Raw genomic sequence first — 23,674 nt, 5'->3', positions numbered from 1 at the left:
TCCTAAATTAAACTCTTCTGCGTTTTGGTGGACGACAACCATTATGTGGTACTGGGGTTACGTCTCTGATACTTGTTACTTCAAGACCACACGCCTGAAGAGCACGGATAGCTGCTTCTCTTCCTGAACCAGGTCCTTTTACCATAACTTCAACTGTCTTTAAACCATGTACTAATGCAGCTTTAGTAGCTGTCTCTGCTGCCATCTGTGCAGCATATGGAGTAGATTTCCTTGAACCTCTAAATCCAAGACCACCAGCACTTGCCCATGAAAGAGCGTTTCCCTCCATATCAGTTATTGTAACAATAGTATTGTTAAAAGATGACTGAATGTGTGCCTGTCCGCGTTCAACGTTTTTCTTTACACGCTTTTTTGTTACTTTCTTCGCAACTTTCTTAGCCATTTAAACTAACCTACTTTCTTCTAAATTTTGTAAAATAATAGTTATATAATGCATTGGGTTAGATGCATTATATTTGGCGCCGGGCGCCTAATCAAACTTATTTTTGATTATTTCTTTTTACCTGCAACTGTTCTCTTAGGACCTTTTCTGGTTCTAGCGTTTGTCTTAGTATTCTGTCCTCTAACTGGGAGTCCTTTTCTATGACGGATTCCTCTGTAGCATCCAATTTCCATTAATCTCTTAATGTTAAGGGATACTTCTCTTCTTAAATCACCTTCTACAGTATATTCTTCTGAGATGATTTCATTAAGAACTTTTACTTCGTTGTCAGTTAAATCTCTTACACGTGTATCTGGATTAATATTTGCTTTTTCAAGAATTTTGTTAGAAGATACTCTTCCAATTCCGTATACATAAGTTAATCCGATTTCTACACGCTTCTCTCTTGGTAAATCAACACCAGCGATACGAGCCATGTACCTTTGCACCTCCAAAAAATAAATTATGAACAACACCTCCGGGTGGTTCATGTACTAAAATGTAACAATTATCCTTGTCTCTGTTTGTGTTTAGGATTTTCACAGATGACTCTGATACTGCCTTTTCTTTTGATAATTTTGCATTTCTCGCAAATAGGCTTAACTGATGACCTTACTTTCATCGCTAAATCCTCCTTCCAGATATGATAAATGTATAGCCTGCGTAATCTAGCGCATGGCTAACAGACTAAATTATATCATATAACAAGCGGTTGTTCAAGCTTTTTATTTATCTCTCCAAATAATTCTACCTTTTGATAAATCGTATGGTGAAAGTTCAATAGTAACCTTATCGCCTGGTAAAATTCTGATAAAATTCATTCTCAGCTTTCCGCTTATATGTGCTAATACCTTATGTCCATTTTCAAGCTCTACCTGAAACATTGCATTAGGTAATTTTTCTACTACTTTTCCTTCTACTTCTATAACATCTGCTTTCGACATAATACTTTCCTTTCTGCCTTAATAAAAAATGCTATTATTATATTTCCTTTTTAAATTCGTTTATGGCTCTTACTATTACTTGTCGACCTGATTCAGGATTTTCAAAACATTTCTCATCAAACTCTTTAGGTAATCGTTTAATGATTTGTACATGTTTATATTTTTTCTTTTTTGGTCTTTCAAGATTTCTTGTGTAGCCATCACATAAATACAAATAATCATTATCTATTTTTGTAATCATGTATACTTTATCTTTATCATGACCTGCTTTTGAAACAGCAAGCATTCCAATCTTTATATCTATCATTTTTTTCTCCGAAGATTTTTTTTATCTATTAAATATTAAGCGATAAAATTTCCGGCTCTCCATCTGTAATTAAAATGGTATTTTCATAATGAGCTGATATAGACGCATCATCTGTGACAATTGTCCAATCATCATCAAGACAACTTATCTCTTCACTTCCAAGATTAATCATAGGCTCTATTGCCAAAGTCATACCCGGTTGAAGTTTGATTCCTCTTGATTTTTGTCTAAAATTTGGTATTTCCGGATCCTCATGAAGATTTTTTCCTATTCCATGTCCGCAAAGTTCCCTGACTATGCCATATCCATAAGGTTTTATGTAATCGTCTATAGCTGCAGATATTTCATGCAAATGATTGCCTGCTTTTGCCTTTTTGATGCCTTCAAAAAAGCTTTGCCTTGTTACTTCGATTAGCAAAGCTGCTTCTGGGGAAATATTTCCAACACCGTAAGTTCTTGCTGCATCAGAATGAAATCCTTCATATATTACACCGGCATCCAGACTTACGATATCTCCTTCCTTTAAAACCCTGTAAGGATTCGGAATTCCATGAACTACCTCGTCATTAACCGATACGCAGATTGAAGCCGGATATCCTTCATAATTCAAAAAGGAGGGTATAGCATTAAAGCTTCTTATTATCTCTTCTCCTGCTTTATTGATGTCCTCAGTAGTTATTCCCGGCTTAATTATTTTTGCGAGTTCGTCATGTACTTTTGCAAGTATCTTTCCAGCTTCCCGCATTTTAATCACCTGACTTGGTGACTTAATTGAAATAGCCATTTTTATTCTCCAAGAATCTTTACAATAGCTGCAAAAGCATCTTCAGGAGTACTCTTACTACCATCTACTTCTTTAAGAATTCCTTTTTTCTTATAATAATCTATTAAAGGTTGTGTCTGATCATGATATACTTTAAGTCTATTCTTTACAGTTTCTTCTTTGTCATCATCTCTTAAAATAAGCTCAGTTCCACATTTATCACATATTCCTTCCTTCTTAGGTGGAACATTTACTATGTGATATGTAGCACCGCATTTTGTACAGGCACGTCTTCCACTCATTCTCTTAATGATTGCCTCATCACTGATTTCAATATCAATAGCATAATCAATGGCATCATTCATGTCTTTAAGAGCTGCATCCAAACTTTCAGCCTGTGGAATTGTTCTTGGAAATCCGTCAAGAATATACCCTTTAGCACAGTCATCTTGTTTTACTCTGTCAATAACAAGATCTACAACCAGTTCATCAGGAACTAATTCGCCTTTATCCATATATGTTTTTGCTTTTTGACCAAGCTCTGTATTATTTTTAATATTTGCTCTAAAAATATCTCCTGTTGAGATATGAGGAAGCTGATATTTTTCCTCAATTTTTTCTGATTGTGTACCTTTACCTGCACCAGGTGCACCAAGCATTATTATTTTCATATTGAATCCTCCGTTTTTATAAATAACAAAAAGTGCCTCAATCCCCGGTTACCCGAGAAGACCGAGGCACTTATTATTAATCAGTTAAAAAACCTTTATAATTACGTACAAGCATCTGTGATTCTATTTGTTTTAATGTTTCAATTACTACTCCAACAATAATGATGATTGAAGTTCCACCAAAAGAAACGCTTGCATTGAATACTCCGTTAAAGAAAATTGGAATTATAGCTACAACTGTTAAACCAGCTGCTCCAATAAATATTATATAATTCAAAAGTTCTGTTAAGTAGTCACTAGTTGGCTTTCCAGGTCTTACACCAGGAATAAAACCGCCCTGCTTCTTCATATTATTAGCAATCTCTAATGGATTGAAAGTAATTGAGGTATAGAAATAAGCAAATACTATAAGTAATATAATATATACAACTAAACCGATAGAATAAACAGGCTGACTAGGATCACACCAATTAGATTCTGTCAAACCTTTAATTATCTGACTACCTATACCGGTTCCATTGGTCTTTCCCATCAATGTTGCAATTATTACTGGAAACTGCATCAATGATTGAGCAAAGATGATAGGCATTACACCTGCAGTATTTACTTTAAGTGGAATATTTGAAGATTGTCCACCATAGGTTTTTCTACCTTGTATTTTTTTTGCATATTGAACAGGGATTCTTCTTTCAGCTCCCTGCAATACTATTACTAAAACTATAGTTGCAACCACTACAGCAAAGATTATAACGGCTGCAAGACATCCGTTTGCCAATGTTTTTCCAGAGATAAACTGCTCATAAAGTGAGCTGAAATCCTGAGGAAGTCTGGAAACAATGTTAAATAAAAGTACTATTGAAATACCATTTCCAACTCCGTTATCGGTTATTCTTTCACCAAACCACATAAGCAATGATGCACCTGCAGTAAGTGCAATAACAACACTAATACAGTTAATAGCATTAAACTCCTCTAATAAGCCTTGTCTTCCAAATCCAATTGCAATTGCAAGAGCTTGTAGAACTGAAAGACCTACTGAAAGATAACGCGTAATTGCTGTCATTTTCTTACGTCCCTGCTCACCGTCTTTTTGAATCTCTTCAAGCTTAGGAATTGCTATTGTAAGAAGTTGAACGATGATTGAGGATGTAATATATGGTGTAATACTTAATGCCATAACTGACATATTTAAGAATGAACCACCAGTGATTGCGTCAAAAAAATTAAATGCATCGCTGGACTGATTAGCAAACCACTCAGAAAAATAATTTCTGTCAACACCAGGGATTGGAAGCTGTGATCCAATCCTGATGATGATAAGCATTACAAATGTATAAAAAATTCTCTTTCTAATTTCTTTTACTTTAAACGCGCCTCTCAAAGTATTTAGCATTACAGCACCTCAGCTTTTCCACCTAGAGCTTCGATTTTTTCCTTAGCTGCTGCACTGAAAGCATTTGCCTGAACTGTAAGTTTTTTGGTAAACTCTCCCTTTGCAAGAACTTTTACGCCATCTCTTGGATTTTTAATAATACCTGTGTCAATAAGTGTCTTAATATCTACAACAGAATCATTCTCAAATCTTTCAAGTTTCTCTAAATTTACATATGCAATATCTTTAGAGTTAATACATTTGAAACCTCTCTTTGGAAGTCTTCTGTATAAAGGCATCTGTCCACCTTCAAAGCCTGGTCTTGGAGCGCCTGAACGAGCTTTTTGTCCTTTATGACCTTTACCTGCAGTCTTTCCATTTCCTGAACCATGACCTCTACCTTTGATGTAACGATCTTTCTTAGCACCTACAGAAGGTTTTAATTCGTTTAATTCCATTTCGGCACCTCCTTTATTAAATTTCTTCAACCTTTAATAAGTGTTTAACCTGGAAAATCATGCCACGAGTAGCTTCATTATCAGGTTTTTCCACTGAATGATTGAGTTTGCGAAGTCCTAAAGCTTCAACAGTTTTTTTATGTTTTGGTTTAGCACCGATTGGTGATTTAACCAAAGTTACTTTTAATTTACCAGCCATTTTAATTCCTCCTTATGCCAAAATCTCTTCTACAGATTTTCCACGAAGTCTTGCAACTTCTTCAGGTGATTTAAGCTGTCTTAATCCTTCAATTGTAGCTAAAACAACATTTTGTTTGTTGTTTGAACCTAAAGATTTTGTACGGATATTTTTAAGACCTGCAAGTTCACATACTGAACGAGCCGGACCACCAGCTATAATACCAGTACCTTCAGGAGCTCTCTTTAATAATACAGACGCACCTGTGAATTTTCCAATAATATCATGTGGAATACTTCTATTGTCATCTAATTTAACAGAAATAAGTTTTTTCATAGCATCTTCTTTACCTTTACGAATAGCTTCAGGAATTTCAGAAGCTTTTCCAAGGCCGGCGCCAACGATTCCGTTACCGTCTCCAACTACTACTAAAGCTGTAAATCTGAAATTACGTCCACCTTTAACAACTTTAGTAACACGCTTAATTGATACTACTTTTTCTTCTAATTCCAACTTACTAGCATCAATAATTGTACGTTTCATCTATCTTCCTCCTATAATCTTTGCTTAGAATACGAGTCCTGCTTCTCTTGCAGCGTCAGCTAAAGCCTGTACCTTTCCGTGGTAAACATATCCTCCACGGTCAAAAACTACAGTATTAATGCCTTTTTCAATAGCTTTCTTTGCAATTACTGATCCTAATTTTTTTGCAGCTTCAATATCATTGGTATGTTCTAAACCTGATTTTACTTCGTCTTGAAGTGTACAAGCTGAAACAAGTGTATTTCCAACAGTATCATCGATAATCTGTACATACATATGAGCATTACTTCTGAATACTGCTAATCTTGGTCTTGCTGTAGTTCCAACGATACGATTACGTTCTCTTCTGTGCTTTTTAACACGAACAGCACTTCTGGATTTCTTACTAACCATGTCTATCTCTCCTTTAATTATTTCTTACCAGTCTTACCAACTTTTCTTCTGATAACTTCGTCTACATACTTAATTCCTTTGCCCTTGTATGGTTCAGGACGTCTCTTATCACGAATTTCAGCTGCATATTGGCCTACTGCTTCTTTGTTAATACCTTTAACGCTAATAACATTTCCTTCAACGGTAACTTCGATTCCTTCCGGATCTTCCATAATTACTGGATGAGAATATCCTAATGATAATGTAAGTTTATTACCTTTTTTCTCAGCTCTATAACCAACTCCATTGACTTCAAGTTTCTTTTCATAGCCATCTTTTACACCGATAACCATGTTGTTTATAAGAGTTCTTGTAAGACCATGAAGAGATTTCATTTTCTTTAAATCATTTGGTCTGGAAACTATTACTTCATTTTCTTCTTTTTTGATTTCCATCTCAGAAGGAAGCACTCTTTCAAGTGTTCCTTTTGGACCCTTTACAGTCACCTTATTATTTTCTGCAATATCAACAGTTACATCTGCTGGTATAGCGATTGGCATTCTTCCTATACGTGACATGCCCGTACCTCCTTAATTTAAGCTGTGCATTCTACCATACGAATGCTAATACTTCGCCTCCGACATGAAGCTTTCTAGCTTCTTTGTCTGTGATTACACCCTGATTAGTTGAGATTATTGCTACTCCAAGTCCTCCAAGAACTTTTGGTAAATCATTGCTATTTGCATATACACGAAGACCTGGTTTAGAAATTCTCTTAATACCTGTTATAATCTTTTCGTTTTTGTCTTTTCCATATTTTAAAGTAACTCTCATATCTTTAAAGTTACCATTATCTACTAAATCGTATTTTGCGATATATCCCTCTTTAACAAGAATGTCGGCAATGGCTAACTTCATTTTTGATGAAGGGATATCTACAGTATCATGTTTTGCAGAACTTGCATTACGAATTCTTGTAAGCATATCTGCTATTGGATCACTCATTGTCATTTTTTATTTGCCTCCTTCCTGTTGTATTACCAACTTGCTTTCTTTACTCCTGGAATCTGTCCTTTATAAGCTAATTCACGAAAACAAATTCTACAAATTCCGTATTTTCTAAGATAAGCATGAGGACGGCCACAGATATTGCAACGGCTGTACTCTCTTGTTGAGAATTTCTGTTTACGCTGCTGTTTTACTTTCATAGATGCTTTTGCCATGAAAATCTTCCTCCTTATTTAGCGAAAGGCATATTGAATAATCTCAATAATTCACGTGCCTCTTCGTCTGTATTAGCTGTAGTTACGAAAATTATGTCCATACCCCTTACCTTATCTACTTTGTCGTATTCGATTTCAGGGAAGATTAACTGTTCTTTTATACCTAACGCATAATTTCCTCTGCCATCAAAAGAGTTTGGATTAACACCATGGAAGTCACGTACACGTGGAAGTGCAAGATTTACAAGACGATCAAGGAATTCATACATCTTATCACTTCTAAGAGTCACCTTACATCCGATTGGCATTCCCTCTCTTAATTTAAAGTTAGCGATTGATTTTTTAGCTCTGGTAACAATAGGTTTTTGTCCTGTAATGATTTCAAGATCACCCATTGCAGCATCTAAAATCTTAACATTCTCTCTTGCTTCGCCAACTCCCATATTTATTACAATTTTATCAAGCTTTGGAACCTGCATTATATTTTTATATCCAAACTTCTTTGTTAAAGCATCAACTATTTCGTTTGAATATACTTCTCTAAGTCTGCTACTCAAAATTTATGCCTCCTTCCCAATACTAATCAATTACTTCACCAGTAGATTTTGCGTAACGAACTTTTTTATCTCCGTCGAACTTAAATCCGATTCTGGTTGGTTTTCCTTTGTGTAAATACATTACATTGGAAATATCAATTGGTGCTTCTTTTTCAACAATTCCACCGTTTGGGTTGGTCATGCTTGGCTTTTCATGTTTCTTAATCATGTTGACACCTTCAACAATGATTCTTTTTGTTTTTCTGTTGATGGCAACTACCTTGCCTTCTCTTCCTTTATCCTTGCCGGCAATTACTCTCACAGTGTCATTTTTCTTAATTTTTAATCTTGACATAAGTGGTACCTCCTATAATACCTCAGGAGCAAGTGAAACAATTTTCATAAACTGTTTTTCACGAAGCTCTCTGGCAACCGGCCCAAAAATACGGGTTCCTCTTGGTGTTTTGTCATCTTTAATAATAACTGCTGCGTTTTCATCGAATTTTATATATGAACCGTCTTTACGACGTGCGCCTTTTTTAGTTCTTACTACTACAGCCTTAACAACATCACCCTTCTTTACAACACCGCCTGGTGTTGCATCTTTGACAGTAGCTGTAATAACATCGCCAATATTAGCATATCTTCTGGTAGAACCACCAACAACACGAATACAAAGAATTTCTTTTGCACCTGTGTTATCAGCAACTTTAAGTCTGGTCTCTTGTTGTACCATACTAATATACCTCCTTTATTATTTTGCTTTCTCGATTATTTCTACAAGTCTCCATCTTTTATCTTTTGATAAAGGTCTTGTTTCCATAACTCTTACTGTATCACCTATATTACACTCATTTTTCTCGTCATGAGCTTTTAATTTATAAGTTCTTTTAACAATTTTCTTATATAATGGATGCATTACGTTGTCTTCTACTGCAACAACTACAGTCTTCTCCATTTTGTTACTAACAACTCTTCCAGTACGTGTTTTTCTAAGATTTCTTTTTTCCACGAAGTAATCCTCCTTTCGCAAATTTGATTACTCTATATTATTCTGCAGAATTTGCTTTTTCAGTAATAACCGTCTGAATTCTTGCAATATTTCTTCTTACTTCTTTAATTCTGCTTGTATTTTCTAACTGATTAGTTGCGTTTTGGAATCTTAAGTTGAAAAGTTCCTTTTTAGCAGCAACTAATTTTTCATTTAACTCAGATTCTGAGCTACTTCTTAAGTCTTCTAAATATGTCTTAGTCTTCATTAGATTATTCACCGCCTTCTAAATCTGCACGAGAAACAATTTTGCATTTACATGGAAGCTTATGTGTAGCTAATCTTAATGCTTCCCTGGCTACTTCCTCAGATACTCCTGAAATTTCAAAAAGTACACGGCCAGGTTTAACAACTGCTACCCAATATTCTAAAGTTCCTTTACCAGAACCCATACGAGTTTCAGCAGGTTTAGCTGTAACAGGTTTATCAGGGAAAATCTTAATCCATACTTTACCACCACGTTTTGTATGTCTTGTCATAGCAATACGGGCTGCTTCGATTTGATTAGATCTGATCCAGCATGGTTCTGTAGCTATAATACCGTATTCTCCGTCAGTAATCTTGTTTCCTCTTGTGATTTTTCCAGCCATGGAACCACGGAATTGTTTACGGTGTTTAACTCTCTTTGGCATTAACATTATTTATCGCTCCCTTCCTTGTTTTCCTTAGTAGGAAGTACTTCACCTTTATAGATCCAAACCTTAACACCGATCTTACCATAAGTAGTATCAGCTTCAGCGAATCCATAATCGATATTTGCTCTAAGTGTCTGAAGTGGAATTGTTCCGTCGCTATAGAATTCTGTTCTAGCCATATCTGCGCCACCAAGACGTCCTGAACAAGCTGTTTTAATTCCTAAAGCTCCTGACTTCATAGTTCTTGACATACAGGATTTCATAGCTCTTCTGAATGACACACGGTTTTCAAGCTGTAAAGCAATGTTCTCAGCAACAAGCTGTGCATCCTTATCAGGTCTTTTAACTTCCTTAATATCAACAATTAATCTTTTATCTGTAAAATGCTGAAGTTCTTTTTTAACTTTTTCGATTTCAGAACCGCCTTTACCAATTACAACACCTGGTTTAGCTGTGTAAATAGTAATTTTAACTCTTTCTGAAGCTCTTTCTATTTCAATTTTTGAAACTCCTGCACTGTAAAGTTTCTTTTTGAGAAATTCTCTGATTTTGTAATCTTCGTAAAGCTTATCAGCAAAATCAGCCTCGGCATACCATTTGGAATCCCAATCTTTGATGATTCCGACTCTTAAGCCATTAGGATTAACCTTCTGTCCCATTATTCTCCTCCTTATCTCTCATTTAAAACAATATTAATGTGGCACATTCTTTTCTCGATTCTGTATGCTCTACCCTGAGCTCTAGGCTGAATTCTCTTCATGATAGGTCCCTGAGTAGCATAACATTCTTCGATGTAAAGATTTTCTGCACTTAAACCATTATTGTTTTCTGCATTAGCAATAGCGGATTTTAATAATTTTTCTATAACGCTTGATGCATATCTTGGGCTATAGGAAAGAATAGCAAGAGCTTGATTAACATCTTTTCCTCTGATTGCGTCTAATACGAAACAAGCTTTCTGAACTGAGATCCTCGCATAAGAAAGCTTAGCAAAAGGTCTAGTTTCTCTATTTTTTTCGTTTCTTTCACGTTTAATCTGGCTTCTATGTCCTCTTGACATAAGTAAAACCTCCTTTCAAGCAATCTTATTATTTGGATCTGGACTTTTTCTCGTCCTTTTTATGACCTCTATATGTTCTAGTTGCAACAAATTCTCCAAGTTTATGACCAACCATATCCTCTGTAACATATACAGGAACATGTCTTCTTCCATCATGAACTGCTATAGTAAATCCAACCATCTGTGGAAAGATGGTAGAACGGCGTGACCAAGTTTTGATTACGCTTTTTTCGCCTGAAGCAACCATAGCATCAACTTTCTTTAACAGACTTTCATCTGCAAATGGTCCTTTCTTAAGTGAACGTCCCATAGTTTACCTCCTTATTTCATTGCCCTTCCGTCTCTTCTTCTAACGATGAGCTTATCAGATCTCTTATGTTTCTTACGTGTCTTATAACCAAGTGCTGGTTTACCCCAAGGTGTACATGGACCCGGACGGCCGATTCCAGTCTTACCTTCTCCACCACCATGTGGATGATCGTTAGGGTTCATAACTGATCCACGAACTGTAGGTCTGATACCCATGTGACGCTTACGTCCAGCTTTACCAATGTTAATAAGGTTATGGTCACCATTTCCAACAACACCGATTGTTGCACGGCATCCGATAGGAACCATTCTCATTTCTCCTGAAGGAAGTCTTAAAGTAGCATATTTTCCTTCTTTAGCCATAAGCTGTGCGCTGTTTCCTGCAGAACGTACAAGCTGTGCACCATTTCCAGGAACAAGTTCAACATTGTGAACTAATGTACCAACTGGAATGTTTTCAAGTGGAAGACAATTTCCTACTTTTACTTCTGCATTAGGACCATTCATGATAACTGCACCATCTGTAAGTCCTGCCGGTGCAATAATATATGATTTAACACCATCTTCGTAGCAGATAAGAGCGATATTTGCACTTCTGTTCGGATCGTACTCGATTCCGATTACTTTAGCTTTCATATCATCTTTTCTACGTCTGAAATCGATGATTCTGTATTTTCTTCTTGATCCACCACCACGATGTCTAACTGTGATTTTACCCTGATTGTTACGACCAGAATTTTTCTTTAATGAAACAAGTAATGATTTCTCTGGAGTTTTCTTTGTAATCTCTGCAAAATCAGAACCTGTCATATGTCTTCTGGAAGGTGTATATGGGTTATATTTCTTAATTCCCATTTTGTTTCTCCTTTCAAAACATCAATTTATTCTCACACTTTTATTGTGTATATAAAAGCACCTATGTGCTTAGGCTATATTATAAGCCCTGGAAAATTTCAATATCAGCACTTTCTGCTGTAAGCTGAACAATAGCTTTTTTGGTTTTTGCTGTTTTTCCGTAAACCATTCCTCTTCTTTTGGTCTTTCCGTCTTTGTTCATTGTATGAACTGACTTAACCTTTGTTCCAGGAAACATTTTTTCTACAGCTTCTTTAATCTGAATCTTGTTTGCTTCCGGATGTACAAGAAATGTGTATTTTTTATCTGCCATAAGGTTCATGCTTTTTTCAGTTACAACTGGTTTAAGAATTACGTCATAGTATCCTAATGTAGCCATTATGCATATACCTCCTCAATTTTCTTAACAGCATCCTTTGTAATTACAACTGTGTTGTATTTAAGAATGTCATATGTGTTAATTGCCTCTGTTTTAGCAGCTTTAACTTTTGGAAGATTTCTTGAGGAAAGAACAAGGTTTTTGTTTTCTCCATCATATAAAACTAATGCTTTTTCACCTTCTACATTAAGATTTCCTAAAACTTTAGCAAAATTCTTTGTTTTAACATCCGCTAAGTTTAATTCATCAACAACGATAAATTTATTAGCTTCAACTCTTGATGTAAGAGCAGAGAAGAGAGCAATTCTCTTTTCTTTTCTATTCATCTTGAATGAATAATCTCTTGGTACCGGAGCAAATACAACTCCGCCGCCTTTCCACTGTGGAGCTCTGATAGATCCCTGTCTTGCATGACCGGTTCCTTTCTGTCTCCATGGCTTTCTTCCACCGCCGCTAACTTCTGAACGGGTTTTAGCTTTCTGTGTACCCTGACGTTTGTTTGCGAGCTGATGAACAACTGCCATATGGACTAAATGCTCTTTTATTTCTACGCCGAAAATTGAATCATTTAATTCAATTGTATCGACTTCTTTTCCTTCCATATTATAAACAGATACTTTTGCCATCTGTTAGTTCCTCCTTTCCTAATAAATGTGCCTATTTAATAACCTTTACTGCTTCTTTAACTGTAATTAAAGCTTTTTTTGCTCCAGGTACTGCACCCTTTACTAAGATTAAATTGTCATCTATATCAACTCTTACAACTTCTAAGTTCTGAACAGTAACTTTCTTTCCACCCATACGACCTGGCATTCCTTTTCCTTTGAATACCTTAGATGGTGTAGAACAAGAACCATTTGAACCCTGATGACGATGGAACTTAGAACCATGAGCCATAGGTCCTCTTGACTGACCAAGTCTCTTAATAGCTCCCTGGAATCCTTTTCCTTTTGAAATAGCAGTTACATCGATTTTATCTCCAGCCGCAAAGATGTCTGCTTTAATTTCATCACCGAGTTTGTAATCAGCTGCATTCTCAAATGTAAATTCTTTTACATATCTCTTGCAGGCAACTCCTGCTTTTGCAAAATGTCCTTTTTCAGATTTTGTAGCACCGTGTCTGTTTCTGATTTCTTTCTTTCCACTTGCATCTTTGTTAACAACTTTTTCTTTCTTGTCAACAAAACCAACCTGAACTGCTTCATATCCGTCATTCTCAAGTGTCTTTACCTGAGTAACATATACAGGACCTGCTTGAAGTACTGTAACCGGGATAAGTTCATTTGTTTCTTCATTAAAAATCTGAGTCATTCCGACTTTTGTTGCTAAAATAGCCTTTTTCATTCTTAATTTTCCTCCTGGTAATCTACAGCGGATTGCACATTGGCAATCATCCTAGTAACTAGGACTGCAATTATTTTTGTTTCATTTTGATATCGATGTTTACACCAGCTGGCATTTCTAATCTTGATAATGCTTCAACTGTCTTCTGTGTAGGAGCAATGATATCAATCAATCTCTTATGAGTTCTCTGCTCGAACTGTTCACGAGAATCTTTGTACTTGTGAACTGCACGAAGAATTGTTACAACTTCCTTTTTTGTAGGAAGTGGTACTGGTCCACTTACCTGTGATCCATTTTTCTTAACTGTTTCGATAATTTTTTTGGCAGAAGCATCAATAAGCTGATGATCATATGCTTTTAAGATAATTCGCATAACCTGACTTGTTGCCATAAAAAAAGTCGCCTCCTTTTCGCACTTTCTAATAGTACGACAAGCGGTGACTGTACACTCTACCGTGTGTGTCCTGCATTTAATTCGCAAAAAACAAACGGTCTGTTTCCTCTAAGATACATATTGTACAGTGACTTGTCGCCAGTTTCCTAACATGACATTCGCTCCACGGAAAAACCTGCAATGTATGCAGCAACCTCACGCTTCATAGCTATCATGCCACAGCAAGTTATATTATAACTATCTATCATAAATTAGTCAAGTATTATTTTTAAATTTATTCTCTTTTAAATCTTCCCATATGTTTTTAACACATATAAAACATTTTTGACTACCATAAAAAGTTATAAAATCCACTGTACAACTTTTATTAAATCATTCTCTTTTTTTATATCTGGATTATCTTTGGAATGCCGTAATGATTTTTCAGGGTTTACAGTCTGACCTCACCGGGAATTGATCAGCCAGACTGCAAATAAAGATTTGGTTTGAACAGGTTTATTATATAATATTTTTTTTTTTATTTCATGTCCATTTGGCTAGTCTGTTCAATTTTTTTTATAAAATTTTTAAAATTCACTGTATTTTTTTAAAAACCTGGTATTATCAGGTGTTTGTCCACAACATCTATGGTCAGTTGTACATAGGAATCATATCCGGTTTTGTTTAGCATATTGGAAATATGGTATTTTACTCCACTTCTGCTGATTCCCCTTTCTGCAGCTATTTCATTTTGTGTCTTGCCATTTATAAGTGAACGAAGGATTTCTATTTCTATTTCGTTAAAGTCTGCACTTTTACAGGCACCTATTTCAACAACCGGGGTACTGTCGGGATATATGGATTTTCCGGCCATGGTCTGGTCCATTATTTCTAACAGCTTCATTTGTCCCAAATCTTTGTACCAAAAACTTTCACAACCGGCTTTTTTTGCCTTTTCAACAAAGGATACCTCAGGCATTGAAGTAACTATAATAATTTTTATTTTGGGAAACTTTTCTTTGATTCTTATTGCGGCTTCTATTCCGCTGGTACCGTTTGAAGTGCAAACATCCATTAATACAAGATCTATTGCATTTTTTAAACAATATATTTCTGCCATGGCGGCGTTTTCTATTGAATATAAAAGCTTATAATTATCGCTGTTTTTTATGTATAATTCAAAAAGTTCCCTTGGCATTGCCTGATCTTCAACTATCATTACATTAACCATATTTGTTCTCCAATTTCTTAACTTGTTCTCAAATCTTTATTTCTAATACAAACTCCGGACGGAATATAATTCTCATTTCTCCACCGTCTTGTGTGATTTTTTTTCTCAGGGAAGAAAGACCACCACCTTCGCCTATTTCTTTTTCAGGCTTTATTCCATTATTTTTGAATATAAATTTATAATGTCCTTTTTTTTCTTCTATATAAATGTTTACTTCATCTGCATTTGCATGACTTGCTGCATTTATTACATGGGTTCTGGCTGCTGCTATAAATATTTCCATTATTCTTTCATCTTCCGGAACATTTCCAATTAATTTTATTTCCATACCAATGCTTTTTGCAGCCTTATTTAACTGATCAAACAAAAGTAGATTTTCATCGGGATTGTCACCTTTGGAATTTAAAAAAGTTACAACTTCTTTCCATTTTGAAATTATCTGTTCATATTTTAAATAATCATTGTCAAGAATCCATTTTTTACTTGCTAATAGTATTCTTCCCATGGAATCATGAATTAATATTTTTGTATTTAGTATTTCTTCTTTTTTTGTTACTTCGTTTACATTATGACTATATTCAATAAGTTCTTCATTTATTTTTTTTAGTCGTTCATTTTCTTGCGACAGCTTTAATTTCATTTCATATAAATCGGTAACGGGTATTCCTACTATTTGAATAAAATAATCCCCTTTTAATTTAATTGTTTTTTTGTTGAAGGTGTATACATTTTCTTCATCAAGGATTAATTCCCACATTCCATTTATATAATTTGAGTTTTCCACTAATTTTTCGTAGAATCTTTCTGCATTTAACATTGTTTTTCCTGTTAATTCATAGCATATTCGATTCATTGTATCATTTGTAAGTACCGGAAATCCGTTTAATTTGCTATAACAAAGAGCCATAGGTAATTTATCCAGACTTTCTTTTATGGAAATAGGTCCAATATCTTTGAAACGCTTTTTTCGGATATAGATAAATGAGATAATCATTATCAAACAATCTATAAGCAAAAGATCAGTTATCAATATTGTCATATTGTCATTTACTATTATTATCTCTTCCTTCAAGTTTATTCTGATAAGAATAAATACTATTATTTTTAAAAGCAGCAATATGCCCTGTAAGGATATCAAATTTTTGCTTTTTGTCCATTGCATTGAAATAATGAAGGAAAAAACATTGAAGGCTATTAATATAATCAAAAAACATAACAGGTAATTTTCCATTTTTCTTTCCTTTAGCTTATTGTAATCGTCGTTACTTTTCCATCTTTGAAATAATTTATAATTAAATTATCTTGATATATTTCTTGAAATTCGTCCAAACTTTCTATGATTAGTTTTAAATCAAAATCTTCTTTATTTAAGATTGCCCTTACAGCCAATAGTTTTTCTAAATTTTCATAGGTTATTTTTTCAAAAAATTCATATATTCTGATTATTTTATTTGAATCTGTTATTTCATCATTTGACGATATAATTCCCGTGCTTATGTTATATAATGACATATAATCAAAGGATTCTTTTATGGAATATTCAAGTTCTTTTACGGAAATCTCTTTTTCGTTTTCCGTAATAAGCATAAAATTGCTGAGTCTTTTTATAAATACACTTTTTATGCAGATTTTCGCCAACATTTTTTTTGATTCTTCTAATGTAAGCTTTTCGTTTGATATTTTATCAAGTAAATATTTCAAATTAGTTAAATGATTACTTATTTTGTCATTTATTTTGTCATATAGCCTGGTTCTTTCTTCTATTTGTAATGATTTCTTTTTTAATTTCTGCTTTGAGGCCTCGATTTCATTTACTTCTTTTAACTGATTTCCAATGTCTCTTATCTCGTCAAGTATTTCTACTAATTCGCTGATATTTTCCATCCACATTACATAACCACCATGAATTTTTTTTGATTTTATTCTTTCATATTCACTGATTAATAATGTTGATACCTTAGCACTTTTCAAACATCCTTTTGATATATCTTTGAAATTCTGAGAAGAATATACTTTATTTAAATCATCATCTACAACTATTACGCTTATATCTGAATTGGAAAATATACTTTCATAGTAATTATTTGTTATTATAAAGCCTGATGCTACGCAACTTTCCCACATTCCTACTGTCATAAAACACATAAACAGGGTAAGATCCATTATATATGTGCTAATGAAACTTTGGAAAAAAATATATAAAACGCTATATATACAGCCCGTTAGTATAAAGCTTGTAGGCATTAATATGTTTTTTATGCCTTTGGGATTTAAACATTTCAAATATAAATGTATAAATGTTAATAATACCATCAGCAAAACCCACACCATTGCCAGGACATATACTGTTTTATGACTGTAGTTTGCTTCGTATTTTTCAATGCCATCATAGAAATAAAAGGCTTTTTGATGCAGGTCATTTGTAAAAACGCATACTATTAATATTACTGCAGGTATGTAAAGTGCCTTTGTGATTTTAGGCATATTGTAGTTTTCACCCTCGCCAACATAAAAAGACATGAAAAAGCCCATTAATGGTATCATTGTTATAGGGACATAATATAAATACCAAAGATATCTTTTTATACTCTCAGCTTCCACAAAATTATATTTTACAATTCTGACAAAAAGCCAGAATAATACCAGTACTATTGTGAAATATATGTATCGTTTTATTGATTTTTGAAGGATTCTTTTTTGAATGGATACTCCCCAGCCTATAAAAATAAACAGTAAAACTATCAGTGACAAAGTTTCAAGAATTATATCTAATGATGCTATTCCCGTGTCTCTGTTTAATAATTTAAATACTATCAGACCTATCATCATAAAAAATATTCTATAATATTTACTCCAAAACTCCCTGATATGACTTAACAAAGCTCTACCTCTTTATCATTTTTTAAATATATATTTTAATTATAGCAATTTTTTAAATTTCATTCTACAGTAATTTTTTTCAATAAAAAACGCCTCTACCCCTTAAGGTAAAAGCGTTTTATTTTTACATACCTCTTGTTTCGTCCATCATATAAAGAATTGCATTACAGATGCATGCAGCTATGGTGCTGCCACCTTTTCTTCCTTTAGCTATAATATATGGAACATTAGTATCCATTATTAATTCTTTGGATTGTACTACATTTACGAAACCTACCGGAACACCTATGATAAGCTTTGGATCTACCTTTCCTTCGTTTATCATTTCATAAAGTCTTACTAAAGCTGTAGGAGCATTTCCAATGGCAAAGATAACATCTTTTCCCATTTTTGCAGCTTTTTCCATACTTACTGATGCTCTTGTAACTCCTCTTTCTTTTGCTTCTTTTGCCACATCATCATCTGAAATGAAACAATAAACATCTCCACCATATTTATGAATTACTTTCTTGTTTATACCTGCCATTGCCATTTTTGTGTCTGTAACAATTATGGCTCCATTTTTAATGGCTTCCATTGTTTTTTCTACAACATCATCAGAAAATGCCAATAAATCTGCAAATTCAAAGTCAGCAGTGGTATGAATAACTCTCTTGATAATCGGTGCAAGTTTTTCATCTATTTCTTTTCCGCTTTCTTTTAATTCCTGGGTTATTATTTCAAAACTTCTTTTTTCTATATCCATAGGACGTACATTTTCAAGTTCTATCTTCATTTTGCCTCCATTTCCAAATAAAAACTGTTTATTTATTTTTCGATTCCCGGTCTTGATGGAATTCCTTCGTCAAAAGGATGCTTTACTTTTTTAATTTCCGATACATAATTTGCCAGATTAACAAGTTCTTCTGCAGGTTCTCTTCCTGACATTACCACTTCTAATTTTTCTGGTTTGTTTTTTAGAAAATCAAGTAATACTTCTCTGTCAATCATTTCGTAATTGTAACTTGCAATCATTTCGTCAAATACTACCATATCGGCATCAACTTCTTTTACCTTGTTTATTACATTTAAAAGATGTTGGGAATAAGCTTTTTTTGCTTCAGCCTTTTTTTCTTCGGACATGTTAAAGATAAATCCAAAACTTTTATCACAGGTAACTATGTAAATGTTATCTATATTTCTTAAAATATTTAACTCACTGGATTTGTTATCCTTTAAAAACTGGGAAAAAACCACCTTTCTTCCACTACCTGCGCATCTGACTGTAAGCCCTACACAGGCTGTAGTTTTTCCTTTTCCATCTCCGGTATAAATGTGTATTAATCCTTTTTTTTCTTCACTCATATTCCTGCCTCCAGTATTTTATATATTTTATCCATGTCAAGATTCTTTCTAAGTTCTTCTGCCAGGATATCGTATTGTTTTTCTTTATATTCTTTAAAGTCCATGGTTGCAAGATTTGTAATTTCCACGCCTTTTTCGTCTGCCAATGACTTAACTACCGCATTAGCCACATCTTCTTTATCAAATACACCATGGATATAGGTTCCATAAACATTTTTATGGTATGCTCCATCTTGCTTTTCTTCATTACTAACACTGTCTTTTATGTTTGTCATGGTCTTTGCCTGGTCTTTTAAAGTAGAAATACCCATATGGATTTCGTATCCTTCTACTTCAACATTACTAAGTCCTGACAATACACCACTTACTTCCATAAAGTGTCCGTTTACTCTTGTTCTGGTTTTTTCACCTTTAAATTCCGTATCCATTGGAATAAGGCCCATTCCCTTTATAAAGCCGCCCTCTTCTACTCCATCAGGATCACTTATGCTTTCACCTAACATTTGATATCCGCCACATACACCAAATATGACTGTACCCTTGTGGGCAAGGTGTAAAATAGCAGCTTCAAGACCATTTTCCCTCATCCATTTTAAATCTTTCATGGTATTTTTGGTTCCAGGAATAATAACCATGTCAGGATTTTTAAGTTCTTTAACATTTTTTACATAACGAAGAGAAACTCCTTCTATTCCTTCAAATATATTAAAGTCAGTAAAATTAGAAATTCTTGGGATTCTTATTACAGCAATATCAATAAGGGCAGCTTCTTTATTTCCGTCAAAACGCTCTGTCAGAGAATCTTCATCTTCCACATCAATATAAAGATATGGAGCTACACCTACAACCGGCACATTGCATTTTTTTTCAAGATCCACTAGTCCCGGTTTAAGGATGGAAACATCTCCACGAAACTTGTTTACAATCATTCCCTTTATCATCTTTTGCTCATCTTCCGGTAAAAGTTCTTTTGTTCCGTAAAGCTGGGCAAAAACTCCACCTCTGTCTATATCCCCTACAAGTAAAACAGGTGCCTTTGCAATTTTTGCCATACCCATATTTACAAAGTCATCTTCCATAAGGTTTATCTCAGCAGGACTTCCTGCACCTTCAATGACAATTATATCATTTTCTTCTGATAATTTTTCAAAGGCTTTTTCAACTTCCGGTCTGAGTTCATGTTTATATTTATAATAATCTTTTGCCCCCATAACACAGCGTACCTCACCGTTTACAATTACCTGAGAACCTGTGTCATTTGTTGGTTTTAAAAGAATGGGATTCATAAGTACACTAGGCTCTATCTTTGCAGCTTCAGCTTGCATTACCTGGGCTCTTCCCATTTCAAGACCATCTTTTGTAATATATGAATTTAATGCCATATTTTGTGATTTAAAGGGAGCTACTTTATAGCCATCCTGCTTAAAAATCCTGCAAAGTCCTGCCGTTACAAGACTTTTACCCACATTTGACATAGTTCCCTGTACCATAATTGCTTTTGCCATAGCTTTAACACCTCTTTTGCAATAATTTTTTATTTTGATAAAAGTTCTTCAAATAATGAAATAAGCTTCACATTATCCTCATGTCCTCTTACTGCAATTCTATAATATCCGTTTTTTAATCCTACATAATTTGAACAATCTCTTATAAGAATGTCTCTTTCTTTAGTCATTTCTGATAAATTATCTATTGATTTGAAAAATATATAATTTGCTCCATGACCGAATACTTTTATTCCCAATCTATCAAATTCAGATAATAAAAATTCTTTTTCTTCTTTTATCAGTGCTTTTGATTTTTTTACATATTCTGTTTCTTTTAAGGCTGCCACACCTGCCATTTGAGCCGGAACCGAAACACTCCAAGGCTGTGATACTTCTGCCATTTTTTCTAAAAGCTCTTTGTTTGATGTAAGACCAAAGCCCAGTCTTAATCCAGGGATTGCAAATATTTTTGTAAAGGCCTTTAACACAAGAAGATTTTTATTATCTAAAATATCTTTCTCTATGGTATATTTTTCCGGTTCTTCTATTAAATCATTAAAACATTCGTCTAAAACCATTAAAACATTATTTTCACTGCACTTTTTCAAAAGTTTTCTTAAATATTCCGGTGAAGAAAGCCTTCCGGTAGGATTGTTTGGGTTGCAGATGAAAACAATGTCAAAAGTATCATCTAAAGCATCTATAAAACCATCATCAAAAGAAAACTCATTTTCTTCTTTTAAAATATAATATTCAATTTCACAATCTACAGCTCTTAAAGCCTGCTCATATTCATAAAAAGAAGGTGCCGGCATCAGAGCTTTTTTAGGCTTTTTTGCAAAAACCATTGAAAAAATAATATCAGCAGCTCCATTACCACATCTGATATAATCCGTTGGTATTTTTATATAATCTGATATGGCTTCTTTTAATTTACGACATTTTACGTCAGGATAATGTATTGAAAAATCAACACCGGCTTTAGCGGCATCACTGATTCCTTTAGGAATACCTGCCAAATTGATATTTGCAGAAAAATCTATTACTCCGCTTTTATTATAAACATCTCCACCATGTACATGCATCTTTATATCTCCTTTTAAAAACTGTTCTGGTTACATTCCTTTTATTTGGTAAAGCGGACATTCGGAATCCGCTTCGCTACTTCCTCATGAACGCAGTGGCACTTTGTGCCACCTGTCAGAAGGGGCTTCCCCCCTTCTGACACTAGTAAGCTTATACCCCCGCATAAAGCTTACGCTTTTGAAGCGGGGGATTGCTTACACTGCGTTCACACTCTACCTAGAAAGGGATTATATGAAATACAAACCCTCCAATAAGACATTTAATTGACATAAATACCAATAGACTTACTGCTGATGACATATATAAAAGTGCATTTGCCCTTTTTATATCGCTTAATACTATAGGTCTAAGTTTGTCTCCGATAGTTTTTTTCTTTACAACTTTTCCAAAATATACTGCATCTCCTGCAAGCTCCACTCCCAAAGCTCCTGCCATAACTGATTCTGTCTGTGCAGAATTAGGACTTGCGTGATTAAACCTGTCTCTTAAAAAGATTTTTTTTGCATTTTTATAATTAAGTCCTAAAAGTCTGGAAGAAAAAATCATAAGCCAGCCTGCAATTCTTGCCGGGAAAAAGTTTAATACATCATCTAATTTGGCTGCAACTCTTCCAAAATACATGTATTTGTCATTTTTATAGCCTACCATGGAATCCATTGTGTTTACGGATTTGTAGAAAAATCCACAGGCAGGCCCTGCAATAGCAAGATAAAGCATAGGTGCTATTATACCATCTGCTGTATTTTCTGCAATTGTTTCAACAGTAGCCTTAATTACTCCTTCTTTGGAAAGATTTTCGGTATCTCTTCCAACTATCATGGAAACTGCTTTTCTTCCGGCATCAAGACCTTCTTTATTTAAAGCTTCGTAAACTTTCATGCTTTCATCTTTTAAGGCTTTTGTTGCAAGTATCTGATAACACATTATGGTTTCCAGAATAAATCCCAGCCAGATGCTTATTTTATAGGCTATAAAAATAAGAGCCAATGGAAATACCGTTGATAATATTGTTACGATTATTACAAGAAAAATCCCGGCTATAAATTCTCCTTTGTCAGTCTTTGGAAACAATTTACGCAAAAATTTTTCAGTAATTGTAATAAGCCATCCGATTGCTCTGATAGGATGCCATAAAAATCTGGGATCACCAATGACCATATCCAGTCCATAGCCTGCTGCCAATGCCAGCAAACCTAAAAAATAGTACATTTTAAACATTCTTTCAACCTGTCCTCTTTCTAATCTCTTTTTATCCTTTTACCCCTACAGGGCTTATTTCTGAAATAATTTTTCCCTTTTCATCAATTTCATAGGAAAAACCCTCTGCATTTTCCGGATGATATTTATAAAAATCTTCTGAAGATAATAGTTTTTCCATGATGCTCATAATAGTTCCTCCATGGGCTACTATGGCTAAATTAGCAAATCCCTTATTTTGGGCAATCGCTATAGCTTTTTCATAGCCTTTTATACATCTTTTTGTAAAATCCTCATGGGCTTCGCCACCGGGAAAAGGCATCATGCCATTACTGTCTATCCATTTTTGATAGTTTTCATTTCCGGATAGTTCTTTATAATTTTTGTTTTCAAATTCACCAAAATTACATTCTTTTAAATCATCTATTATTTCATATTCCATGTCAGGATATATAATTTGGGCTGTCATAATGCATCTTTTAAGGGGACTTGTAAATAAAATATCCGCCTTTGGATAGCATCTTTCTTTTAAGAGCCTGATCCCTTCTTCACATAAGGGTTCATCTGTAACTCCAATGTATCTTTTTAATGTGTTTCCATAAGTTTTTGAATGCCTTATCAGTATTATTTTCAC

Annotated in this window: 38 protein-coding genes; all 38 read right to left on the bottom strand. The window is 34.3% G+C overall.

From position 1 onward, the window contains the following. Positions 1-7: 7 nt before the first annotated feature. Entirely contained in the window at positions 8-403 is a 396-nt protein-coding gene (gene rpsK, locus BM153_RS04300) for a 30S ribosomal protein S11 (protein ID WP_092871123.1), read from the bottom strand. A gap of 107 nt (positions 404-510) precedes the next feature. Beyond that, positions 511-879, bottom strand: a complete 369-nt coding sequence (rpsM, locus tag BM153_RS04295) for a 30S ribosomal protein S13 (protein ID WP_092871121.1) — start codon at positions 877-879, stop codon at positions 511-513. A gap of 71 nt (positions 880-950) precedes the next feature. Continuing rightward, the gene (gene rpmJ, locus BM153_RS04290) at positions 951-1,064 is read right to left on the bottom strand and encodes a 50S ribosomal protein L36 (RefSeq protein ID WP_003497809.1); all 114 of its coding nucleotides are present in this window, start codon (positions 1,062-1,064) and stop codon (positions 951-953) included. Between the two features lie 103 nt (positions 1,065-1,167). Next, positions 1,168-1,386: a translation initiation factor IF-1 gene (gene infA / locus BM153_RS04285; RefSeq protein WP_092871119.1), complete on the bottom strand. Its 219-nt coding sequence runs from the start codon at positions 1,384-1,386 to the stop codon at positions 1,168-1,170. Positions 1,387-1,423: 37 nt separating this feature from the next. Further along, positions 1,424-1,693, bottom strand: a complete 270-nt coding sequence (locus tag BM153_RS04280) for a KOW domain-containing RNA-binding protein (RefSeq protein ID WP_092871117.1) — start codon at positions 1,691-1,693, stop codon at positions 1,424-1,426. Positions 1,694-1,721: 28 nt separating this feature from the next. Next, positions 1,722-2,477 (bottom strand): type I methionyl aminopeptidase, encoded by a 756-nt coding sequence (gene map, locus BM153_RS04275; protein ID WP_092871115.1) that lies wholly within the window; start codon positions 2,475-2,477, stop codon positions 1,722-1,724. Between the two features lie 2 nt (positions 2,478-2,479). Next, a complete protein-coding gene (locus tag BM153_RS04270; protein WP_092871113.1) occupies positions 2,480-3,127 on the bottom strand; it encodes an adenylate kinase in 648 nt (215 codons plus the stop codon). 76 nt (positions 3,128-3,203) lie between these two features. Further along, the gene (secY, locus tag BM153_RS04265; RefSeq protein WP_092871111.1) at positions 3,204-4,520 is read right to left on the bottom strand and encodes a preprotein translocase subunit SecY; all 1,317 of its coding nucleotides are present in this window, start codon (positions 4,518-4,520) and stop codon (positions 3,204-3,206) included. Then, the gene (rplO, locus tag BM153_RS04260; RefSeq protein WP_092871109.1) at positions 4,520-4,957 is read right to left on the bottom strand and encodes a 50S ribosomal protein L15; all 438 of its coding nucleotides are present in this window, start codon (positions 4,955-4,957) and stop codon (positions 4,520-4,522) included. The genes secY and rplO overlap by 1 nt, the downstream gene beginning before the upstream one ends. 16 nt (positions 4,958-4,973) lie before the next feature. After that, positions 4,974-5,156 carry a 50S ribosomal protein L30 gene (gene rpmD, locus BM153_RS04255; RefSeq protein WP_092871107.1) on the bottom strand — a complete coding sequence of 61 codons (183 nt, stop codon included), beginning with the start codon at positions 5,154-5,156 and terminating at the stop codon, positions 4,974-4,976. Positions 5,157-5,168: 12 nt separating this feature from the next. Beyond that, complete coding sequence (rpsE, locus tag BM153_RS04250; protein WP_092871105.1) at positions 5,169-5,678, bottom strand: 30S ribosomal protein S5; 510 nt, start codon at positions 5,676-5,678, stop codon at positions 5,169-5,171. Positions 5,679-5,702: 24 nt separating this feature from the next. Further along, positions 5,703-6,071: a 50S ribosomal protein L18 gene (rplR, locus tag BM153_RS04245; protein ID WP_092871103.1), complete on the bottom strand. Its 369-nt coding sequence runs from the start codon at positions 6,069-6,071 to the stop codon at positions 5,703-5,705. 17 nt (positions 6,072-6,088) lie between these two features. Then, positions 6,089-6,628: a 50S ribosomal protein L6 gene (rplF, locus tag BM153_RS04240; RefSeq protein WP_092871101.1), complete on the bottom strand. Its 540-nt coding sequence runs from the start codon at positions 6,626-6,628 to the stop codon at positions 6,089-6,091. Between the two features lie 31 nt (positions 6,629-6,659). Next, positions 6,660-7,061 (bottom strand): 30S ribosomal protein S8, encoded by a 402-nt coding sequence (gene rpsH / locus BM153_RS04235; protein ID WP_092871097.1) that lies wholly within the window; start codon positions 7,059-7,061, stop codon positions 6,660-6,662. A gap of 26 nt (positions 7,062-7,087) precedes the next feature. Beyond that, complete coding sequence (locus BM153_RS04230; protein WP_092871095.1) at positions 7,088-7,273, bottom strand: type Z 30S ribosomal protein S14; 186 nt, start codon at positions 7,271-7,273, stop codon at positions 7,088-7,090. Between the two features lie 14 nt (positions 7,274-7,287). Further along, the gene (rplE, locus tag BM153_RS04225; protein WP_092871093.1) at positions 7,288-7,830 is read right to left on the bottom strand and encodes a 50S ribosomal protein L5; all 543 of its coding nucleotides are present in this window, start codon (positions 7,828-7,830) and stop codon (positions 7,288-7,290) included. Between the two features lie 22 nt (positions 7,831-7,852). Continuing rightward, on the bottom strand, positions 7,853-8,164 hold the full coding sequence (gene rplX / locus BM153_RS04220) for a 50S ribosomal protein L24 (RefSeq protein WP_092871091.1): 312 nt from the start codon (positions 8,162-8,164) through the stop codon (positions 7,853-7,855). Positions 8,165-8,176: 12 nt separating this feature from the next. Next, positions 8,177-8,545 (bottom strand): 50S ribosomal protein L14, encoded by a 369-nt coding sequence (rplN, locus tag BM153_RS04215; RefSeq protein WP_092871089.1) that lies wholly within the window; start codon positions 8,543-8,545, stop codon positions 8,177-8,179. An 18-nt stretch (positions 8,546-8,563) separates the two neighbouring features. Further along, positions 8,564-8,821: a 30S ribosomal protein S17 gene (gene rpsQ, locus BM153_RS04210; RefSeq protein ID WP_092871087.1), complete on the bottom strand. Its 258-nt coding sequence runs from the start codon at positions 8,819-8,821 to the stop codon at positions 8,564-8,566. Positions 8,822-8,858: 37 nt separating this feature from the next. Next, positions 8,859-9,068, bottom strand: a complete 210-nt coding sequence (rpmC, locus tag BM153_RS04205; protein WP_092871085.1) for a 50S ribosomal protein L29 — start codon at positions 9,066-9,068, stop codon at positions 8,859-8,861. 4 nt (positions 9,069-9,072) lie between these two features. Further along, positions 9,073-9,498 carry a 50S ribosomal protein L16 gene (gene rplP / locus BM153_RS04200; protein ID WP_092871083.1) on the bottom strand — a complete coding sequence of 142 codons (426 nt, stop codon included), beginning with the start codon at positions 9,496-9,498 and terminating at the stop codon, positions 9,073-9,075. Then, a complete protein-coding gene (rpsC, locus tag BM153_RS04195) occupies positions 9,498-10,154 on the bottom strand; it encodes a 30S ribosomal protein S3 (protein ID WP_092871081.1) in 657 nt (218 codons plus the stop codon). The genes rplP and rpsC overlap by 1 nt, the downstream gene beginning before the upstream one ends. Positions 10,155-10,165: 11 nt before the next feature. After that, positions 10,166-10,555 (bottom strand): 50S ribosomal protein L22, encoded by a 390-nt coding sequence (gene rplV / locus BM153_RS04190; RefSeq protein ID WP_092871079.1) that lies wholly within the window; start codon positions 10,553-10,555, stop codon positions 10,166-10,168. Positions 10,556-10,583: 28 nt separating this feature from the next. Further along, complete coding sequence (gene rpsS / locus BM153_RS04185; protein ID WP_092871077.1) at positions 10,584-10,865, bottom strand: 30S ribosomal protein S19; 282 nt, start codon at positions 10,863-10,865, stop codon at positions 10,584-10,586. Between the two features lie 11 nt (positions 10,866-10,876). Next, a complete protein-coding gene (rplB, locus tag BM153_RS04180; RefSeq protein ID WP_092871075.1) occupies positions 10,877-11,719 on the bottom strand; it encodes a 50S ribosomal protein L2 in 843 nt (280 codons plus the stop codon). Between the two features lie 79 nt (positions 11,720-11,798). After that, positions 11,799-12,098 (bottom strand): 50S ribosomal protein L23, encoded by a 300-nt coding sequence (gene rplW / locus BM153_RS04175; protein WP_092871073.1) that lies wholly within the window; start codon positions 12,096-12,098, stop codon positions 11,799-11,801. Then, a complete protein-coding gene (gene rplD, locus BM153_RS04170) occupies positions 12,098-12,724 on the bottom strand; it encodes a 50S ribosomal protein L4 (RefSeq protein WP_092871071.1) in 627 nt (208 codons plus the stop codon). Before rplD ends, rplW begins: the two co-directional genes overlap by 1 nt. Positions 12,725-12,755: 31 nt before the next feature. After that, positions 12,756-13,442, bottom strand: coding sequence for a 50S ribosomal protein L3 (gene rplC, locus BM153_RS04165; protein ID WP_092871069.1), 687 nt, complete (start codon positions 13,440-13,442; stop codon positions 12,756-12,758). Between the two features lie 70 nt (positions 13,443-13,512). After that, positions 13,513-13,833 carry a 30S ribosomal protein S10 gene (rpsJ, locus tag BM153_RS04160; protein ID WP_092871067.1) on the bottom strand — a complete coding sequence of 107 codons (321 nt, stop codon included), beginning with the start codon at positions 13,831-13,833 and terminating at the stop codon, positions 13,513-13,515. Between the two features lie 589 nt (positions 13,834-14,422). Beyond that, the gene (locus BM153_RS04155) at positions 14,423-15,046 is read right to left on the bottom strand and encodes a response regulator transcription factor (RefSeq protein ID WP_092871065.1); all 624 of its coding nucleotides are present in this window, start codon (positions 15,044-15,046) and stop codon (positions 14,423-14,425) included. A gap of 28 nt (positions 15,047-15,074) precedes the next feature. Next, entirely contained in the window at positions 15,075-16,277 is a 1,203-nt protein-coding gene (locus tag BM153_RS04150) for a sensor histidine kinase (RefSeq protein ID WP_092871063.1), read from the bottom strand. Between the two features lie 11 nt (positions 16,278-16,288). Then, the gene (locus BM153_RS04145; protein WP_143088266.1) at positions 16,289-17,926 is read right to left on the bottom strand and encodes a histidine kinase N-terminal 7TM domain-containing protein; all 1,638 of its coding nucleotides are present in this window, start codon (positions 17,924-17,926) and stop codon (positions 16,289-16,291) included. A 124-nt stretch (positions 17,927-18,050) separates the two neighbouring features. Next, complete coding sequence (locus BM153_RS04140) at positions 18,051-18,701, bottom strand: precorrin-8X methylmutase (RefSeq protein WP_092871059.1); 651 nt, start codon at positions 18,699-18,701, stop codon at positions 18,051-18,053. 32 nt (positions 18,702-18,733) lie between these two features. Beyond that, positions 18,734-19,270 (bottom strand): cob(I)yrinic acid a,c-diamide adenosyltransferase, encoded by a 537-nt coding sequence (locus BM153_RS04135; RefSeq protein ID WP_092871057.1) that lies wholly within the window; start codon positions 19,268-19,270, stop codon positions 18,734-18,736. After that, a complete protein-coding gene (locus tag BM153_RS04130; protein ID WP_092871055.1) occupies positions 19,267-20,775 on the bottom strand; it encodes a cobyric acid synthase in 1,509 nt (502 codons plus the stop codon). Before BM153_RS04130 ends, BM153_RS04135 begins: the two co-directional genes overlap by 4 nt. A 29-nt stretch (positions 20,776-20,804) precedes the next feature. Further along, entirely contained in the window at positions 20,805-21,842 is a 1,038-nt protein-coding gene (locus BM153_RS04125) for a pyridoxal phosphate-dependent aminotransferase (protein WP_092871053.1), read from the bottom strand. A 217-nt stretch (positions 21,843-22,059) separates the two neighbouring features. After that, positions 22,060-23,052 (bottom strand): adenosylcobinamide-phosphate synthase CbiB, encoded by a 993-nt coding sequence (gene cbiB / locus BM153_RS04120; RefSeq protein WP_092871315.1) that lies wholly within the window; start codon positions 23,050-23,052, stop codon positions 22,060-22,062. Positions 23,053-23,092: 40 nt separating this feature from the next. Further along, positions 23,093-23,674, bottom strand: a complete 582-nt coding sequence (locus BM153_RS04115) for a histidine phosphatase family protein (RefSeq protein ID WP_092871051.1) — start codon at positions 23,672-23,674, stop codon at positions 23,093-23,095.

It is taken from the genome of Acetitomaculum ruminis DSM 5522, from assembly GCF_900112085.1.
Lineage (GTDB): Bacteria > Bacillota > Clostridia > Lachnospirales > Lachnospiraceae > Acetitomaculum > Acetitomaculum ruminis.
Note: the sequence above shows the minus strand (reverse complement) of the source record. Positions and strands in the feature narration are given on the sequence as shown.

Bases quoted from the DNA above. Each gene is read 5' to 3' on its own strand.
- BM153_RS04150 (WP_092871063.1), bottom strand. From the start codon at position 16,277: ATGGAAAATTACCTGTTATGTTTTTTGATTATATTAATAGCCTTCAAT.
- map (WP_092871115.1), bottom strand. From the start codon at position 2,477: ATGGCTATTTCAATTAAGTCACCAAGTCAGGTGATTAAAATGCGGGAA.
- BM153_RS04270 (WP_092871113.1), bottom strand. From the start codon at position 3,127: ATGAAAATAATAATGCTTGGTGCACCTGGTGCAGGTAAAGGTACACAA.
- rpmC (WP_092871085.1), bottom strand. From the start codon at position 9,068: ATGAAGACTAAGACATATTTAGAAGACTTAAGAAGTAGCTCAGAATCT.
- BM153_RS04130 (WP_092871055.1), bottom strand. From the start codon at position 20,775: ATGGCAAAAGCAATTATGGTACAGGGAACTATGTCAAATGTGGGTAAA.
- rpmD (WP_092871107.1), bottom strand. From the start codon at position 5,156: ATGGCTGGTAAATTAAAAGTAACTTTGGTTAAATCACCAATCGGTGCT.
- BM153_RS04280 (WP_092871117.1), bottom strand. From the start codon at position 1,693: ATGATAGATATAAAGATTGGAATGCTTGCTGTTTCAAAAGCAGGTCAT.
- rpsJ (WP_092871067.1), bottom strand. From the start codon at position 13,833: ATGGCAACAAGTCAGGTTATGCGAATTATCTTAAAAGCATATGATCAT.
- rplX (WP_092871091.1), bottom strand. From the start codon at position 8,164: ATGTCAAGATTAAAAATTAAGAAAAATGACACTGTGAGAGTAATTGCC.
- BM153_RS04155 (WP_092871065.1), bottom strand. From the start codon at position 15,046: ATGGTTAATGTAATGATAGTTGAAGATCAGGCAATGCCAAGGGAACTT.
- BM153_RS04140 (WP_092871059.1), bottom strand. From the start codon at position 18,701: ATGAAGATAGAACTTGAAAATGTACGTCCTATGGATATAGAAAAAAGA.
- rplF (WP_092871101.1), bottom strand. From the start codon at position 6,628: ATGTCACGTATAGGAAGAATGCCAATCGCTATACCAGCAGATGTAACT.
- secY (WP_092871111.1), bottom strand. From the start codon at position 4,520: ATGCTAAATACTTTGAGAGGCGCGTTTAAAGTAAAAGAAATTAGAAAG.
- rplC (WP_092871069.1), bottom strand. From the start codon at position 13,442: ATGAAAAAGGCTATTTTAGCAACAAAAGTCGGAATGACTCAGATTTTT.
- rplV (WP_092871079.1), bottom strand. From the start codon at position 10,555: ATGTCAAGAGGACATAGAAGCCAGATTAAACGTGAAAGAAACGAAAAA.
- rplN (WP_092871089.1), bottom strand. From the start codon at position 8,545: ATGGTACAACAAGAGACCAGACTTAAAGTTGCTGATAACACAGGTGCA.
- rplD (WP_092871071.1), bottom strand. From the start codon at position 12,724: ATGGCAAAAGTATCTGTTTATAATATGGAAGGAAAAGAAGTCGATACA.
- cbiB (WP_092871315.1), bottom strand. From the start codon at position 23,052: ATGTACTATTTTTTAGGTTTGCTGGCATTGGCAGCAGGCTATGGACTG.
- rplB (WP_092871075.1), bottom strand. From the start codon at position 11,719: ATGGGAATTAAGAAATATAACCCATATACACCTTCCAGAAGACATATG.
- infA (WP_092871119.1), bottom strand. From the start codon at position 1,386: ATGTCGAAAGCAGATGTTATAGAAGTAGAAGGAAAAGTAGTAGAAAAA.
- rpsC (WP_092871081.1), bottom strand. From the start codon at position 10,154: ATGGGACAGAAGGTTAATCCTAATGGCTTAAGAGTCGGAATCATCAAA.
- BM153_RS04135 (WP_092871057.1), bottom strand. From the start codon at position 19,270: ATGAGTGAAGAAAAAAAAGGATTAATACACATTTATACCGGAGATGGA.
- rpsS (WP_092871077.1), bottom strand. From the start codon at position 10,865: ATGGGACGTTCACTTAAGAAAGGACCATTTGCAGATGAAAGTCTGTTA.
- rplR (WP_092871103.1), bottom strand. From the start codon at position 6,071: ATGGTTAGTAAGAAATCCAGAAGTGCTGTTCGTGTTAAAAAGCACAGA.
- rplP (WP_092871083.1), bottom strand. From the start codon at position 9,498: ATGTTAATGCCAAAGAGAGTTAAACACCGTAAACAATTCCGTGGTTCC.
- rpsK (WP_092871123.1), bottom strand. From the start codon at position 403: ATGGCTAAGAAAGTTGCGAAGAAAGTAACAAAAAAGCGTGTAAAGAAA.
- BM153_RS04125 (WP_092871053.1), bottom strand. From the start codon at position 21,842: ATGCATGTACATGGTGGAGATGTTTATAATAAAAGCGGAGTAATAGAT.
- rplO (WP_092871109.1), bottom strand. From the start codon at position 4,957: ATGGAATTAAACGAATTAAAACCTTCTGTAGGTGCTAAGAAAGATCGT.
- rpmJ (WP_003497809.1), bottom strand. From the start codon at position 1,064: ATGAAAGTAAGGTCATCAGTTAAGCCTATTTGCGAGAAATGCAAAATT.
- rplW (WP_092871073.1), bottom strand. From the start codon at position 12,098: ATGGCTACATTAGGATACTATGACGTAATTCTTAAACCAGTTGTAACT.
- BM153_RS04230 (WP_092871095.1), bottom strand. From the start codon at position 7,273: ATGGCAAAAGCATCTATGAAAGTAAAACAGCAGCGTAAACAGAAATTC.
- rpsH (WP_092871097.1), bottom strand. From the start codon at position 7,061: ATGACAATGAGTGATCCAATAGCAGATATGCTTACAAGAATTCGTAAT.
- rpsM (WP_092871121.1), bottom strand. From the start codon at position 879: ATGGCTCGTATCGCTGGTGTTGATTTACCAAGAGAGAAGCGTGTAGAA.
- rpsE (WP_092871105.1), bottom strand. From the start codon at position 5,678: ATGAAACGTACAATTATTGATGCTAGTAAGTTGGAATTAGAAGAAAAA.